Origin of the sequence: Streptomyces sp. Ag109_O5-1, from assembly GCF_003814875.1 — a bacterium.
In the GTDB taxonomy this organism is placed as follows: Bacteria; Actinomycetota; Actinomycetes; order Streptomycetales; family Streptomycetaceae; genus Streptomyces; species Streptomyces sasae.
The window spans coordinates 87,927-103,048 of sequence record NZ_RKQF01000001.1 but is presented as its reverse complement, the minus strand read 5'-3'; the positions used below and the strand labels follow the sequence as shown (position 1 = coordinate 103,048).

Below are 15,122 nucleotides of genomic sequence, written 5' to 3'. Positions count from 1 at the left end.
GTACCCGAGACAGTCGCCTTCCGGACCAAGGTCAGGGTCATGTCGATGAAGACGGTGAAGAGACCGCCGACCGGCGGTTCGGTTCACACCCCGTCCGGGGCGGGCACGGTTTGGGTGTGGCTCCTTTCGAGGGACAGGCTGAGCTGGGCATTTGCCGGTTCGGCTCGACCGCCGGTCGTGGAGATCCTTTCGGAACCAGCAGGTCACGCCCGCGCGTTGAATCAAGATCGACAGCACGGGGGTGCGGGTCATCGCGTGACCCCCTGCGGTGGTCGAGTCGATCATTCGGGCACGCCGCAAGTCGCAGTTTATGCAGGTGAGGCCGTCCCTCCAAAGGAGCTGCACCCATTCGGGATCAGCGGGGTGCACGCCTGACAGACCTCTTGGAGGGTCCAGACGCGGCCGACGACGGGATCGTGCTGCAGGACCAGTGCCACACCACCCGCGCAGTGAGCGGGCGTGTCCGGGTGGGCTGCGCACTGCGTGAAGCCGCAGTGGCACCAGGCGTTGGCGTGGACGGCAGCCACCCGCGCGTGGGCGGCGGCGTGCTGGGCAGCGAATGCCCGCAGGCCGGCGAGGTCCTTGGACCGGGGCGGCATCCGACAGGCCGCGGTGGTGCAGGTGACGGTGGCGGTCCGGTCGGCATGCCCGGTCAGGCGGATCGCCCAGACCCGGCCGGGGACACGCTCGGTGGAGGGTTCGCTTGCAGCGGTCGTCACGGGCATCGGTTTCTGAAGGGATCGATGGCATGCAGCAGTCCACTATGAGCTACCCGGCACCGGTCCGGACCACCACCGGTGCACCGGTGCCTCGGGGTATATGAAGTGTCGTGGGCTGGCACGTCGCAGGCACTGACAGACCGGAAGTTCTCAAGTACCGGCTCGCGTGACGAGCACGTCCGTAGATTGTCGGAAAGATTACTCAGACGGGTGGTGTGCCGTCGGGGTGGTGGTGGATCCAGGACAGGCCGCCCAGATCGAGGCGTTGGCGGGTACGGGTGACCGCTACGTAGGCCAGGCGGGCTTCGGCATCGTCGACGGGGTCGGGTGGTCTCGTGGCGTTTGTCTGTTCTTCGGTCGTGCTGTCATTGGGGCGGTCGAAGTCGTCTGCGATGAGCACGCGGGGCCATTCGCGTCCTTTCGCCTTGTGGGCGGTGGAGACGGTGACCTGAGCGTGCTGTTCGGGTGCGAGGCGGGCGAGGGCGGTGAGGATGGCGTCGGGGCCGTGGGTGTCGACGAGGTTGACCAGGGGTTGCAGGTCGCGGCCGGCCGGGTCGTGGGCGGCGTAGTCCTGCAGGTCGCCCCTGCAGGGGAAGAGGATCAGTTCGGGGTGGTGCGTGCGGCGGCCTTCTTTCAGGTCACGGGCCGCGAGGGCCAGAGCCTGCAAGATGCCGGGTCGCTATGTCAGGCCGTTCTCGATCGCGGCGGGGCGTTACTGGTCGTCGGCCTCGGCTGCGCGCCTGTGCTGCGGGTAGGCGCCGGAACCCGGATGGACCTTGTCGATGAGATCGCGGTAGTGCGGGTTGCGGGCGATGAACTCGCCCACGACCGGGCAGATGACGGTGATCTTCTTGCCGGTTGGCCGGATCTCGTCCAGCACGCGGGCGATGAGCTCCGTGGCGACCCGGTGGTGGCGGTAAGCGGGGTCGACCCAGGTTGTCAGCAACACGACGCGGCCGCCGACAAACCGGTACGAGAGCTCCGCGATCGCCTCGGGTCCGATGGCCGCGAACCATCGGCTTCGCTCCGTGTCGTTGATGACATCAAGCTCCCAGCTCGACCCCACCTGGTCGGGACCTGCCTGGTCCATTGCGGCGATGAGCGTGGCGTTGTTCTCGTCCAGGGCAGCTGCCTCGGCCTCGACGCCCGTCGTCGCTGCTTCACCTTCTCCCCGGGGAAGCCTGAAGGCCTGGTCCATGACCGGCGTGGCTCTCCTGGCTCCCGGGTGCTCGGGGTCGATGAGGTCGGCGTACGCCGGGTTGCGCTCGATGAAGGTGTGCACGATCGGGCACGTGATGGTGACCGTTTTTCCTTGCGCGCGCACGTCGTCCAGGACGTGTCGGATCAGCCTGGTCGCGATCCCACGGTTGCGGAACTCGGGGAACACGGAGGTGGCCAGCAGTACGAGCCGGTTCTCGCCGACGGCCTGGTAGGTCAGCCCTGCCACCTCCGTGTCACCGGCCTTGGCCACGTAGGCACCGGTCTTCTCGTCGTTGACGACGTCGAAGTCGGACGCGAGAGCACGGGGATCGCTGCCGGCATCGTCGACGACGACGGCGGGATCCTGACCGGTGAGGCCTGGTTCCGCCCTCTCCACGTCGTCGGCGGTCGAGCGGTTCGGCTCGGTTGGGCTGGTCATGCGGATGGTCCTTTGCTGGTTGTGTCCGGGCATGTGCGATGGCCTCATGGGCGAACGATGATCTTGCCGTTGCCCCGCTCGGCCGGGTCGAAAGCGGAAACGGTGTCGTCGAGGGTGACGACCTGACCGATGTTCGTGCACAGCCGTCCCTCCCGGGCCGCCGGTCGGCGGCGTGTCCGGTTCCGATGGCATGGGCGCCGGCCTGTCGGGCGAACTACGTCGCCATCCCTCGATCGAGTCACTACCTCCACCCTAACTCTAAAGTGGACGTCATGGTCCAGTATCGCAAGATGGAAGCGCTGCGGAGCGATGACGGGTGGTCCGGCGCGTAAAGGCGCTCGATCGCTGCCTATCCAGTCCCGTCGCGGCACTGATAGGAAGCCGACGTGGAAGTGCTGGCGAGCGCAGGGCTGGGGGTGTGTTCGCCGAGGGCGGGATGCACGCCCGGGTCTGGACTAAACAGTCCCGTTCATGCATGATCGACGGGCCAGGCGAACCTACGGGGCACACCGCAGCCGTGACGCGGAGAGGGCGCTCCCAGGAGCCGGCAGTCGCAGGGCCGACTGTCACCGCCCACGACAGAAGCCGGTGCGCTGCCTGATTCAGAACGAGAGAAGGACGCTGCTCGATGCACAATGTGGCCCCAGTCCCCGGTCGGGATCGTCAGGGCAGAACGTTCGGGCTTGCGTTCCCGTCCGCGTTGCTCTCCCTGGCGGCCGCGTTTGCCGCGGTGGGCTCGACGATCCCCCTGTTCAACGTCTACCGGGCCCAGGACGGGTTCACCAACGCGGGCATCTCGATGACGGTCGTCGCCTACTCCGCCGCGACCATCAGCACGCTGCTGGTACTGGGACGGCTGTCCAACCATGTGGGCCGTCGGCCCGCGGCCCTCGCCAGCCTCGGACTGCTCGTGCTGGGCTGCCTGGTGCTGTTGAACGTGCACCACATAGGCGTCCTGATCGCCGGCCGGATCCTGATGGGCCTGGGTGCCGGGTTGGCCAGCAGCAGCCTCACCGCGTACGTCGTCGACACCGCACCCGCAAGACCGGCCTGGCTGGCCTCCGTCGCGTCCAGCCAGACAGTCATGCTCGGCCTTGCCCTGGGCGCCGTCGCCTCCGGTGCCCTGGTCCAGTTCGGCCCCTGGCCCCGCGACCTCGTCTACCTCGTCTCCGTCGGCCTGCTCCTGCTGTCCATGGTGCTCATCGCCGTCAGCCCGGACACCGTAGCCACCGTCCCCGGCGCGTGGCGATCGTTGAAGCCCACTGTCCGCGTACCGGTCCGGGTCAGGCATCTGCTCGCCGTCACGGCCGCAGTCCTCTTGTCCACCTGGGCCACCGGCGCGTTCTACCAAGCCTTCGTGCCCGCGCTGGTCGAAGACCAGCTCCGCACGCACAGTCCACTCGTCCTGGGCCTGGTGTTCGCCGCCTACATGGCCCCCAGTGCTCTGGGTGCTCCCCTCAGCGGCCGATTCGCCCCGGCGGGAGCCCAACGCATCGGCATGGCGGCCTTCGTGGTCGGCTGGACCGGCATCATCACGGCGATCGCCACCGGTGCACTTCCCTTGTTCATCGCCGCAACTGTCGTCGCCGGGGCCGGTCAGGGCGTTGCCATCAGCGGCACCACCCGCGGCCTGCTGTACGCCAGCAGCCTGACGGACCGGGCACCGATCTTCGCCGTGGTGTATCTCCTCAGCTACAGCGGCGCGACCGTTCCCAGCCTGATCTCCGGCCAGCTGTCCCACACCTTCTCGCTGCCGAAGATCGCGCTCGGCTACGGCGCTTTCGCCCTCGTCGCCACCCTGTTCACCGTCATCGCGGCACGCGATCCGCACACCGACACGGCCGGTCAGCCCAGTGAGTGCTCACGGCGGACTCTGCCGTCGCCGTGACGGCATTCGACGCCGGGCAAGGCGGCCGCCACCACGCGTCAGGAAAGGATCCCCATGAGCGCGGAGAGTGCCTGAGGCCACGCGGCGTCGGAGGGTGTTCCGTAGCCGACGACGAGGGCGTCGCCCATGACGTGCGGGGACTGCGCGTGGCGGTATCGAGACAGGCCGGCCACTTTGAGCCCGCGCCGGGTCGCCGATTGAACGACCTGCTGTTCGTACCCGGGCGGCAGACCGAGAACCGTGTGCAGGCCGGCTGCTGTTCCTGTGACGTGCACATGGGGAGCGTGCTGGGTCAGGGCGGCGACGAGAGACTCCCGCCGATCGCGGTAGCGCCGACGCGCAGCACGTACGTGACGGCCGTAGGCGCCGGAGGTGATGAACTCCGCCATCGTGAGCTGGCTCAGCACCTCGCACGTGTCGATCTGTCCCTTTGCCGCCACGGCTTCCTCGGCCAGCGCGGGCGGCAGCGCCATCCAGGCCAGGCGCAGGCCGGGCACAAGGGTTTTGCTGGCGGTACCCAGATAGACCACGGAGTCCGGAGCGAGTGCCTGGAGCGCTCCGACGGACCGGTGGTCGAACTGGAACTCACCGTCGTAGTCATCGTCCAGGACCAGGCCGCCTGTCCGTCTGGCCCAGTCCACGACAGCGGTCCGGCGATCGCGCTGCAGTGTCGTGCCCAGAGGGAACTGGTGAGCCGGCGTGAGCAGGACCGCATCGGTGCCCTGAGGCGGGACCGGGTCGGTTCCGTGCGGGTCGAAGGAAAGCGGGAGCGTCTCCAGCCCCACGGCTGCCAGCAGGCCACGGTGCCTGTCCGGCCCGTAGGACTCGACGGCGACACTCCGTGCCCGCCGGCCGGCCAGGACCTCGCTCAGGATCCGCAGACCGTGCGAGACACCAGCGCAGATCAGTATGTGTTCCGGACTCGTGTACACGCCCCGGGCTCCTGCCAGATGATCGGCGAGTGCGGCCCGTAGCTCCGGCCGGCCGCGGGGGTCGCCGTAGCCGAACGCGGCGTCGGGAGCCGCGGCCAGGGCCCGGCGTGTGGCCTTCAGCCAGGCTGCACGAGGAAACGCGGTGAGGTCGGGGCTGCCCGGGATCAGGTCGTAGCACGTGTCACCGGACGGTTCGGCAGCTGATCGGCCCGGGGCCGGCCGAGTGATCACCGAGTCTGTCACGAGTGTGCCCGAGCCTCCGCGGGCGGTGAGCCATCCCTCGGCGACGAGGTCGCCATAGGCGTTGGCCACGGTGTTGCGGGCAAGCCCGAGGTCGTCGGCGAGCCGACGGGAGGAGGGCAGCCGCGTCCCGGGCGTCAGGCGGCCGCTGCGGACAGCCTCGCGTACGGCGGCGGCGAGCGCGCGGCGCACACCCCCCTCGGCTCGGATCACATCACTCTCGATGGCCTGTCGCAGCCGCGCTGGGTCGGCGGCACTGCGGGCATCAGGAGACTCAGGCATGACGACGGTCAGGCCCGGCGGCCGAAGGTCTGCGGATCCACGGGTTGCTCGGACCTGGGAAGGCCGCGGACCACGAGACGGTAGGAGTCGGTCACGAGCTCCCTCACCAGCTCCTCGTCCACGGTGCCCCCGCCCTCCACCGTGATCCAGTGCCTCTTGTTCATGTGATAGCCGGGGGTGATGTCCTTGTGCCGCTCCCGCAGGGCCGCGGCGTCGTCCGGATCGGCCTTCAGGATCACGACAGGATGCCCCGGCATCTCGGTCATCAGCATGAATACCTTGCCGCCGACCTTGTAGAGGTCCCAGTCGGGGCCGATGCGGTGCTCCAGGTCGGCGCCGGGCAGGTCAGCGGTGCTGGCGCCCGCGATCTCCTGCAGCTCCTGTCCGTCCATGGTGGTCAACTCCTCGTTCGTCGAGTACCCCGACCGGCCGGCCGGGGCCAAGGTGGTGTCTTCCTCGTTGCCGCACGAACAGCGGTGCCCGCACGGCGGCCGCGGTGACGGCAGCCGGTTTCCTGGAATCTGTTCAGGTCCAGAACGTCCCGTCGGCTCTGCCACAGGCAGCTCCCGCCGACCGGGTTCACGGAGCAGTCGCTCCGCTCACGCAGCGATTCGACGTGCGTGGCCGCAGGAGGCCGCCCTCTCCAAACGTACCGCAAGTCGACCGTTTTTCGGGACTAAATAGTCCTCTGTTGTCGAGTGGTACTCCGCTTTTGACTGAAGGCTGGGCTGCGCACGGGCGCAGAACGGACTGCGTCGGACTGTGCGGGCGGACGTCCCTCCTGTCGCCGAACCCCGTCCGGACACCCTGTGGCTGCCGGGACGCGGCGGAGGTGCCGGCACCGCAGACGGCGACACGACCGTCCGTGGTGCGGCGCCGGGACTTCTCGGTGCCGCTCCTGCCGTGGACGGCTCAGCGCCCTGAAGGGTCTTCCGTCGGCGAAGCGCCCTCGGCGGGCGCGGCGTAGGCCTTGACGTGGCCGATCGCCATGTCCAGGGCGATCCGCATGGGCTTGACGTCCTGGACCGTCTGGGCGAGGAGGTAGCCCCCCTGCAGGGCGGCCATCAGGCCGGTGGCCAGCTCTTCGGCGTCTGCGTCGGCCCTGAGGACTCCCGAGTCCTTCATTCGCTCGAGCCCGGCCCTGAGCAGTCCCTCCCAGGTGCCGAAGTGCCGGGCGAGCGCCTCGCGTGCCTCTTCGTCCTGGTCGGCCAGCTCGCTGGCGAGGGATCCGAGCGGGCAGCCGTACGCCCCGTTCCGGAGCGCGTTGTGTTCGATCAGCACGTCCCGCCAGCGCTCCAGCCCGCGGAGGGAGTTGAGCCGCTGGAGTAGCTGGTGCTGGCGTTTGAGCAGTTCGGTGGCCTGCAATGCGACGACGTCCCGCACCAGTGCATCCTTGTCGGGGTAGTGGCGGTAGAGCTGGGATTTGCTCGTTCCGCTGGCTGCCCTGACCTCGTCGAGGGTTGTGGCAGACACGCCCCTGACGTACATCATGTCGGCGGCAGCCCTCAGAATGCGCTCCCGAGTTGCCCGCCCGCGCTCGGTCAGCCGGGAGTCGTTTCTGTCGCGCGTCTGTTCCGCCACATGGGCCAGATTACCGCTGCGCACGCTAGCAGGATCGAAAAGGGACCTCAAGGTCCTTTTTTGTGAGAGGTGACTCGCATGGGACTCGATGTGTCCGTGCGCCGGGCAAGGCCGTGCCGGGACTAGCCGCTCGAAACGTGTGGCGACGGAGACAGGCGCACGCCTGGAACCGCGCAGTGGGTTCAGGTGCGGGCGAAGGACGCGATGTGGTCCAGCGCCATGTCCAGCGCGACGGCCATCGGCTCGGAGCTGTGAGCGTTCTGCGCAAGCACGTAACCTCCCTGCAGGGCCGCGAGCAGGCCGGTGCCCAGGCGCTGTGGGTCGGCGTTCTCGGAGAGTACGCCGAGGGCGCGGAGCCGGGTCAGTGTCTCGACGAGCATCCGCTGCCAGGCGTCGAACGACGCGTTGAGCGCTTGCCGGGACTGCTCGTCGTTGTCGGACAGCTCGATCGACATCGCACCCAGCGCGCACCCGTACGAGCCGTCCTGCAACGAGTTGGCCTGGACCAGGGCGTCACGCCAGCGGCGCAGACCGGCGAGGGTCCGCACGCCGCGCAGGTGCTGCTCCTCGCGGGCGAGGACGAACCTCGACTGCACGTCGATCACGGCGTGGATCAGCGCGCGTTTGTCCCCGAAGTGGTTGTACAGCTGCGACTTGCTCGTTCCGCTCGCCAGCCGGACGTCATCGAGCGTGGTGGCGGTGACGCCCCTCACGTAGAACAGCTTGGTTGCCGAATCGACGATGCGCGAGCGGGTCTCCAGGCCGCGGGGCGTGCGGCGGACATCGCTGGTTGCGGACACGGTGTCTCCCTCAGGCGCGTTACGCACTCGTACTGCTCGGCCGTTCGGTGCATGGCAAGCGTGGCGCCCTCGTTCTCCAGGTGGATCGGTTGTGACACCAATACGACCATAAAGGCCGACCGCTTGGAGATGACGCCCTTGTGATTCTTCACGTGGGTGGCGATCGCGTCGCGGCCTGTGGGCAAGGGCCGGACCTGGCCGGCATCGCCCAGGTCCGTGTCCGCCCGCTGCGGCACCCCGGCGCCCGGGGTCGTACCTCCTTGGGGACGGAGGCGGGATCGAGGTGCATGCGGAGCCGGCAGGCCTTGTCGTCGTTCCCACTGAGTCTTAAGGCACGGATGGACTAAATGGTCCACTAAAAATCGGAGCGAGCTGTGCGGGGCTGGTTCGAGGTCGTCCGATCTCTCGCGCTCCGACCGGCGAAGTCGCTCGCCATGAGGCTTCACCTGCGGCTTTGACCTGCACATTTAAGAGTCGAGCCTTGGCTCGACCCGCGCAGAGACGACCTGGTGGACGCTTCCCTTCCAGGGGAGGGGTTGCGTACCAGATTCTGGTCTGTATAGTCCTTTCTGTGAGGTGCTCGAGGTGGTGGAGAGATCCGGAACCCGGCACCGGAGGAGTCACCGCCCTCAACGGAGGCCACCGGGCGCAAGCGACGCGACCGTCGAGGTCGTGGCGGGCGCAGGAAGAGCCTGCGGTGGAGCTCCGAAGCACAGCGAGTCCGGCTTGGGCTCGACGACTGTTCACACCCCGATCTGAGGTCGATTCACCGTGTCACGACTGAACGTTCCCGCTCCAGAGGATGTGCCTGCCGGCGCGCAGCAGATACTCGGCACCATTGGTGCGCAGCTGGGCTTCGTCCCGAACATGTTCAAGACCCTCTCGTCGAACCCGGCGGTTCTCGAGGTCGTCACGACTCTGCAGGGCACTTTGAGCCGGGTGCTCGACGCGAGGACGCGGCACAGCATCGCCCTGGCCGTTTCGCAGGCCAACGACTGCGGCTACTGCCTTGCGATGCACACCTACGTCGCCACCGAATTCGGCGGCATGTCCCGCGACGACATCGAGCTTGGCCGGGTCGGGAGCTCGATCGATCCCCGGCGTGCCGCGGCCGCCCGCTTCGCCCAGCAGGTGGTCGAGAGCCGTGGACAGGTCAGCGACACCGACCTCGCGGAGGTACGGGGCGCCGGATACACCGACGCTCAGATCCTGGCCGTCGTCGCGGTGGCGGTGCAGTTCCTGCTCACCAACTTCATCAACAACGTCAACCGGACCGACCTCGACATCCCCGCCGCCGACTCGGCCGGTACGACCGTGCGCCAGTGAACCCGCGCCCGGAGCCGCCGACCCTGCGCGGAAGTCGTGCGTGGCTCGCTTCATCTCGCCTGTCGAGGCCGACGCGGCGTCAGAAAGCGCCGTGCGGCCGCCGGCACCAACTCCCCACTGAGTCAACGATCATTCAGGAAGGCTCGACATGCCGGGCTCCGAACTCTACGAGAAGTTCATGGCGCTGCACACCCGCGACGGTGGCCTCGTCATGCCCAACGCCTGGGACGGCCTCTCGGCGCTGATGCTGGCCGATGCCGGGTTCGAGGCGGTCGCGACCTCGTCCGCGGCGATCGCCGCCACGCTCGGCCGCCTCGACGGGCGGCACGAGGTCACCCGCGAGGAGCACCTTGAGCATGCGCGGCTGCTCGGCAGTCTCACAGGACTGCCCGTCAACGGAGACTTCGAGGACGGATACGGCGACACGCCCGAAGACGTCGCCATGACCGTCGAGGCCGCCGTGGAGTCCGGCCTGGCCGGCATCGGTGTGGAGGACACCTCGGGCGATCCCGACATGCCGATCCGTGACTTCGACGAAGCGGTCCGTCGGGTGCGCAGCGCCGTCGCCGCGTCGAACGGACGCATCGTCGTCACCGGCCGCACCGACAACTTCATCCAGGGGCGCCCCGATCTCGACGACACCATCCGGCGTCTGACGGCCTTCGCCGAGGTGGGCGCAGATGTGGTCTACGCGCCGTTCCCACCCGACCTCGACGCGCTCGTCGCGATCGTCACCGCGGTCGCCCCGACTCCGGTCAACGTCCTGGTGTCTCCGTCGGACAAGGTGCTCACCGTCGCCGAACTGCAGCGGGCCGGGGTCAAGCGCATCAGCTTGGGTCCGATGCTCTACGCCCACGCGATGGGGGCGGTCGAGGAAGCCGCGAAGGCCCTTCTCGCGGGCGACCTTGCCTCGGCGACGACAGGCATGGACTTCGCCCGCGTCGGCGAACTGCTCACCCGCAGCAGGAACTGACCCGATCAGCACGAATCACGGACTCTTCGTCCCGTGATCACACAACACGAAGGCAGGATGACATGGACCTCGGCACGCTCATGAACAAGCATCTCACCAGGTACTTCGACCCCAGCAAGACGATCCCCGACGCGACGCTCCAGGAACTGCTCGGCTTCCTGCGTTCGACGCCGTCCTCGACGAACGTGCAGCCCAACCACTTCTACGTCCTCGCCACGACCGAAGGCAAGGAGCGCCTGGCGGCCAACCTCGGCGAACGGTTCCAGGACAACAGCGAGAAGATCCTGAACGCCTCGCACACCATCATCCTCACCACGAGGGCGGACCTTCCCGCAGGCCACCTCCAGGCCGTGTTCGACAAGGAGCGGTCCGACGGCCGGTTCCCCGACCCGGCGAAGCAGGCGCGGTGGGAATCCATGACCCGCGACTTCCTCAACCTGCGCAACTACGGCTACAAGGACCTGAACCACTGGATGGAGAAGCAGACCTACCTCGCGATGGGTCTGACCATGATGGCGGCCGCTGAGCTCGGCGTCGAAGCCATGCCCCTCGAAGGATTCGACCCCACCAGCGTCGACAAGGCGTTCAAGATCCGCGAGACCGGACACACCACGACCGTGCTGCTGGCCCTCGGCTACCCCGACCCCGCGAAGGTCTACCACAGCCCGATCTCCCGCTTCGAAACCGACCAGCTGTTCACGTTCGTCTGACCGGCCGTCGCCCCCCGCGGGGCCGTCGAACGACTTGGCACGGGGCCGGCCTTGGTAGGCGCCGACGAGCGTCGGGCCACCCTCGGGCAGCCACGGATCTGGAACAGGTCGGTCGAACCGAGCACGAAGACGAAGATCTACTGTGAAGGCGTGCGGAATGTCCCCCTTCGACACCGCCGCCGGATTTGGGTTTCCGGCCGCCACCCCTGGTCGGCCGGACCGAGTGAAAGGACGACGATCCACTATGAAGGCGTGCGGTGTGTCCGGGGCGGAGACGGAAGTCGCCCTGCTGGAACTGCCCGAACCGTCATCTCCCGAGCCGGGCCAGATCCTGGTCGCGGTCGAGGCCGCCGGGGTCGGACCGTGGGACGAATTGGAAATCGACGCTCGTTGGGACGTGGGGCTACGCCTCCCGGCCGCGCTGGGAGTGGAGGGCGCAGGCAAGGTGCTGGCCGTCGGCGCGGGTGTCAGCCGGTTCGCGGTGGGCGACCGGGTGCTCGCGCATGAAGCCCCGCTGCCCGGGGGGAGCGGCTTCTGGGCCGAGCGGGTCCTGGTCAACGCGGATCACGCGGCGGCCTGCCCACCGGCCCTGGACGCCGCACACGCCGCGGCGCTGCCGGTCAACGGGCTCACCGCGCTGCAGGCTCTGGAGAAGCTCGACCTCGGCCGAGGACAGCGGCTCCTGATCACCAACGGGGGCGGGGGCACCGGCGCCCTGGCCGTCCAGCTCGCCGCGGCCCGGGGCATCGAGGTGACCGCGACCGCGTCTCCCGCCGCCGCGGAGCGCCTGCTCGGGCTGGGAGCGAAGGACGTCGTCGACTACCACGACCCGCACTGGTCGACCGAGGTACGCGGCGAGTTCGACGCCGCCCTCGTCATCGCCGCCGGCACGGCGGTCCAGGCCCTGCCCCTGGTGCGTGACGGCGGCCGGCTGTGCTCCCTGACCTCCGACGCGCCGCCGGAGGAACGAGGCATCACGAGTTGGGACCTCTACATCGAGCCCAACGGCGCGCAGCTCGCGCAGCTGGCCGAGCAAGCCGCGGCGGGAACCCTGGAACTCGCACCGGAACCCCTGCCGCTCAGCGAGGGACCGGCCGCGTTCACCCGGGTGGTTGCCGGACGGGCCGGAGGCAGGAAGGTCGTGCTCATTCCGGCCTGACGCGCCCAGGCACCGGCCGATCCCGGTGCCGGGCCGCAGTGCGCACGGGGCACGAGCGGCGAGACCGCATGGGACCGGCGAGGCGAGCGGCCTCCCCACCACTGCCTGCAGCGGGCGGGGGCGGGGGCGAACAGAGCTTGTGGAGAAGGAGGAACCACAGATGAAAGCGATCGTGGTCACGGACCCCGCCGCCGGAACCGCGGGGATGACGCTGACGGAACGGCCCGGGCCGGATACGGCGCGCCTCGCCGGCCTTGACGGCGCGAACTACGGCGACGTCGTCGTCGAAGTGCATGCGTCGGGATTCACCGGGGACGAACTGGAGTGGCCCTCGACCTGGGTCGATCGCCTCGGCCGGGATCGCACGCCGTCGATCCCCGGACACGAGGTGGCAGGCGTGGTCACCTCGCTCAGCTATGGAACGGCAGGGCTGTCGATCGGGCAGCGCGTGTTCGGCCTCACGGACTGGACCCGTGACGGCACCCTGGCGGAGTACGTCGTCGTCGAGGCGCGCAACCTTGCGCCGCTGCCCGGGGACATCGACTTCACGGTCGGCGCGAGCGTCGCGATGACGGGCCTGACTGCCTGGCAGGGACTGTTCGAGCACGGGCACCTCTCGGCGGGGCAGAGCGTGCTCGTGCACGGCGCCGCCGGCGCGGTCGGATCGATGGCGGCCCAGCTCGCGCGAGAGGCCGGTGCCTACGTCATCGGCACCGGACGCGCCGCCCACCACCAGAGCGCACTCGACTTTGGGGCGCACGAGTTCGTCGACCTGGACAGCGACACGCTGGAAGACGTCGGCGGAGTCGACTTCGTCTTCGACGTATTCGGCGGCGACATCGGCGCTCGCTCGGCCCGGCTGGTGCGAGGTGGAGGAACATTCGTCACCGTCACCGGCCCGCCGGAGGTGCGGCCGGCCAACGGCCTGACAGTCGACTTCGTGGTCGTCTCCGACCGCGCCCAGCTGGGCGAGATCGCCCGGCGGGTACGGGAGGGACGCCTGCGGACACATATCGGCCAGGTCGCGAACCTCGACGACGCCGTCGCCGCCTTCAACCCGGCCCGGAAGGTCGGCGGAAAGACGGTCATCCGCATGCGGTGAGGCCGCGGACAGCCATCGCCGCGCCGCAGTACGCGAGGTCGGCCACGTCATCCACGAGCGTCAGCTGCCCGGTGTCCTGACAGGCCGCTTCCGGTGCCCAGCACCGTATCGGGACGCTGTCAGGGCTTGCTTCCGCCGCTCAGCAGAGCGGCGGGGGCACAATGGGCAACGCTACATAACAATACGTATCCACTGTTAAAATAATATGCCGGACTTATAGGACGCGGTCGCCTCAGTGGGGGAATCACCGTGGCGAGCGTCGCCGGCCCGAGCGGCCCGACCGACGGTTCATTCACCGACGCGGCGTCGCAGCAGTCATCTGGAGCCTTCCATGCGCGTGTTCGTCACAGGTGCCAACGGCAGCATCGGCTCAGTTGTCGTTCCCGAACTCATCGCTGCCGGTCACGAGGTCCTCGGCCTCGTCCGTTCCGATGCCGCGGCCGCGGCCGTCTCCGCTGCCGGCGGGACACCGCTTCGCGGCGACCTCAGCGATCTGGACAGCCTTCGCGCCGGCGTCGCCCGGACAGAGGGCGTCATCAACCTGGCCTTCGGGAACGACTGGAGCAACTTGGGGCCGTGCATCGACGCGGAAACACGGGCCCTGCAAACCATCGCGGCCGCCCTCGCAGGCAGCGGCAAGCCGTTCGTGCATGCCGGCCTCACGCCGATGATGCCGGGCCACATCTCCACCGAGGAGGACCCCGACACCACCGACGGACCCGTCGGCGGCCGTGGCCTCAATTCACAGATGGTGCTGACCCTGGCCGACCAGGGCGTCCGCTCCTCCGTCGTACGGCTGCCGCGCTCCGTGCATCAGCGCGCGTCGCAATACGGCTTCTGCTCGGTGCTCATCGCCGCCGCGCAGAAGACCGGCGTGTCGGCATACGTCGGCGACGGCACACAGCGCTGGCCGGCGGTCAATCGGGTCGACGCCGCCAAGCTGTTCCGCATCGCGCTCGAGGACTCTGCGCCCGGCACCGTCCTGCACGCGGTGGCCGACGAGGGCGACACCATGCGATCCCTGGCCGAGGCGGTCGGCGGCGTGCTCGCGGTCCCGGTCGAGTCGGCATCCCCTGACAGCTTCGGCCCCATTGGCCGCTTGTTCGCGCTCGACATGCCGTCCTCGGGTGCGCTGACCCGGAAGCAGTTCGGCTGGGAGCCCATCCACCCGAGCCTCATGGAGGACCTTGCCGCCGGCGACTACCCCGCCCTGGGCTAGAAGCCCCCTGCGCTGACGTCGTGCACGGGTGACCGCGACGGCTGGGGCGGCAGGGCGTGCGTACCAGGACGTCGTCGCGTTCGGCGATGCGGCTGCTCTCAGCCGGCGGGTAGGCGGGTGCCGACGATGACGCCGAGGTCTGCCGCGAGGCGTAGCTCTGTGGCTCGGAGTTCGGGGTGTTCGAGCCAGTGCAGCCGAGACCGGTCGGGGCGCCGTCGATGGGCGTCCTCACCGACCAGGGCGCCGCCGCGCTGCTGGACGGGGCGCCGCTCACCCACCTCAAGAAGCTCGACCTCCACCACAACTACCTGACCGGACCGCTCCGCGACCGCGTCCGCGGCGCCCTGGAGCCGGCCGGCGTCGAGGTCGACCTCGACCGCGACGACGCCGACGAGGACAAGGACGACGACGGCACGGTGTGGCGGTACGTCGCCGTGGGCGAGTGACCGGCGTCCCCGCGCCGGCCGCCGGCGCGCGGTTCGCGGTCGTCGTGGTCAGTCGGCGCCGTACCAACCGCGGTCATCACCCAACATTCAGGATGCATCCGGGGCT

13 protein-coding genes and 2 pseudogenes are annotated in these 15,122 nt (G+C 69.0%); 8 read left to right on the top strand and 7 right to left on the bottom strand.

Annotated features, from left to right (window positions below; genetic code table 11):
• Positions 1 to 308: 308 nt before the first annotated feature.
• From EDD90_RS00505 to EDD90_RS56270, 3 genes and pseudogenes are all read right to left on the bottom strand, one after another.
• Positions 309 to 719, bottom strand: a complete 411-nt coding sequence (locus tag EDD90_RS00505) for a hypothetical protein (RefSeq protein ID WP_123971198.1) — start codon at positions 717 to 719, stop codon at positions 309 to 311.
• A gap of 202 nt (positions 720 to 921) precedes the next feature.
• Positions 922 to 1,386, bottom strand: a pseudogene (locus tag EDD90_RS00500) (3'-5' exonuclease); the annotation flags it as partial.
• 45 nt (positions 1,387 to 1,431) lie between these two features.
• On the bottom strand, positions 1,432 to 2,358 hold the full coding sequence (locus EDD90_RS56270; RefSeq protein ID WP_221305054.1) for a GNAT family N-acetyltransferase: 927 nt from the start codon (positions 2,356 to 2,358) through the stop codon (positions 1,432 to 1,434).
• A 628-nt stretch (positions 2,359 to 2,986) separates the two neighbouring features.
• Between EDD90_RS56270 and EDD90_RS00485 the strand changes: the two genes are divergently transcribed.
• A complete protein-coding gene (locus EDD90_RS00485) occupies positions 2,987 to 4,246 on the top strand; it encodes an MFS transporter (RefSeq protein ID WP_123971197.1) in 1,260 nt (419 codons plus the stop codon).
• Between the two features lie 38 nt (positions 4,247 to 4,284).
• On the opposite strand, the gene EDD90_RS00480 is transcribed toward EDD90_RS00485, so the two are convergent.
• The 4 genes from EDD90_RS00480 to EDD90_RS00465 form a co-directional block, all read right to left on the bottom strand.
• Positions 4,285 to 5,631 (bottom strand): PLP-dependent aminotransferase family protein, encoded by a 1,347-nt coding sequence (locus tag EDD90_RS00480; RefSeq protein WP_260327456.1) that lies wholly within the window; start codon positions 5,629 to 5,631, stop codon positions 4,285 to 4,287.
• 77 nt (positions 5,632 to 5,708) lie between these two features.
• Complete coding sequence (locus tag EDD90_RS00475; RefSeq protein ID WP_123971195.1) at positions 5,709 to 6,092, bottom strand: MmcQ/YjbR family DNA-binding protein; 384 nt, start codon at positions 6,090 to 6,092, stop codon at positions 5,709 to 5,711.
• Positions 6,093 to 6,612: 520 nt separating this feature from the next.
• The gene (locus EDD90_RS00470) at positions 6,613 to 7,281 is read right to left on the bottom strand and encodes a TetR/AcrR family transcriptional regulator (RefSeq protein WP_260328663.1); all 669 of its coding nucleotides are present in this window, start codon (positions 7,279 to 7,281) and stop codon (positions 6,613 to 6,615) included.
• A gap of 182 nt (positions 7,282 to 7,463) precedes the next feature.
• On the bottom strand, positions 7,464 to 8,081 hold the full coding sequence (locus tag EDD90_RS00465; protein WP_123971193.1) for a TetR/AcrR family transcriptional regulator: 618 nt from the start codon (positions 8,079 to 8,081) through the stop codon (positions 7,464 to 7,466).
• 771 nt (positions 8,082 to 8,852) lie between these two features.
• Here EDD90_RS00465 and EDD90_RS00460 point away from each other — a divergent pair.
• The 7 genes and pseudogenes from EDD90_RS00460 to EDD90_RS00425 all read left to right on the top strand — a co-directional run.
• Positions 8,853 to 9,407, top strand: coding sequence for a carboxymuconolactone decarboxylase family protein (locus tag EDD90_RS00460; protein ID WP_123971192.1), 555 nt, complete (start codon positions 8,853 to 8,855; stop codon positions 9,405 to 9,407).
• 148 nt (positions 9,408 to 9,555) lie between these two features.
• Positions 9,556 to 10,380 carry an isocitrate lyase/phosphoenolpyruvate mutase family protein gene (locus EDD90_RS00455; RefSeq protein ID WP_123971191.1) on the top strand — a complete coding sequence of 275 codons (825 nt, stop codon included), beginning with the start codon at positions 9,556 to 9,558 and terminating at the stop codon, positions 10,378 to 10,380.
• Positions 10,381 to 10,442: 62 nt separating this feature from the next.
• The gene (locus EDD90_RS00450) at positions 10,443 to 11,090 is read left to right on the top strand and encodes a nitroreductase family protein (RefSeq protein WP_123971190.1); all 648 of its coding nucleotides are present in this window, start codon (positions 10,443 to 10,445) and stop codon (positions 11,088 to 11,090) included.
• Positions 11,091 to 11,349: 259 nt separating this feature from the next.
• On the top strand, positions 11,350 to 12,249 hold the full coding sequence (locus tag EDD90_RS00445; protein WP_185148820.1) for an NADP-dependent oxidoreductase: 900 nt from the start codon (positions 11,350 to 11,352) through the stop codon (positions 12,247 to 12,249).
• Between the two features lie 160 nt (positions 12,250 to 12,409).
• Positions 12,410 to 13,351 (top strand): NADP-dependent oxidoreductase, encoded by a 942-nt coding sequence (locus EDD90_RS00440; protein ID WP_123971188.1) that lies wholly within the window; start codon positions 12,410 to 12,412, stop codon positions 13,349 to 13,351.
• A 331-nt stretch (positions 13,352 to 13,682) separates the two neighbouring features.
• Positions 13,683 to 14,570, top strand: coding sequence for an SDR family oxidoreductase (locus tag EDD90_RS00435; protein WP_123971187.1), 888 nt, complete (start codon positions 13,683 to 13,685; stop codon positions 14,568 to 14,570).
• A gap of 215 nt (positions 14,571 to 14,785) precedes the next feature.
• Positions 14,786 to 15,016, top strand: a pseudogene (locus EDD90_RS00425) (leucine-rich repeat domain-containing protein); the annotation flags it as partial.
• Positions 15,017 to 15,122: the final 106 nt, after the last annotated feature.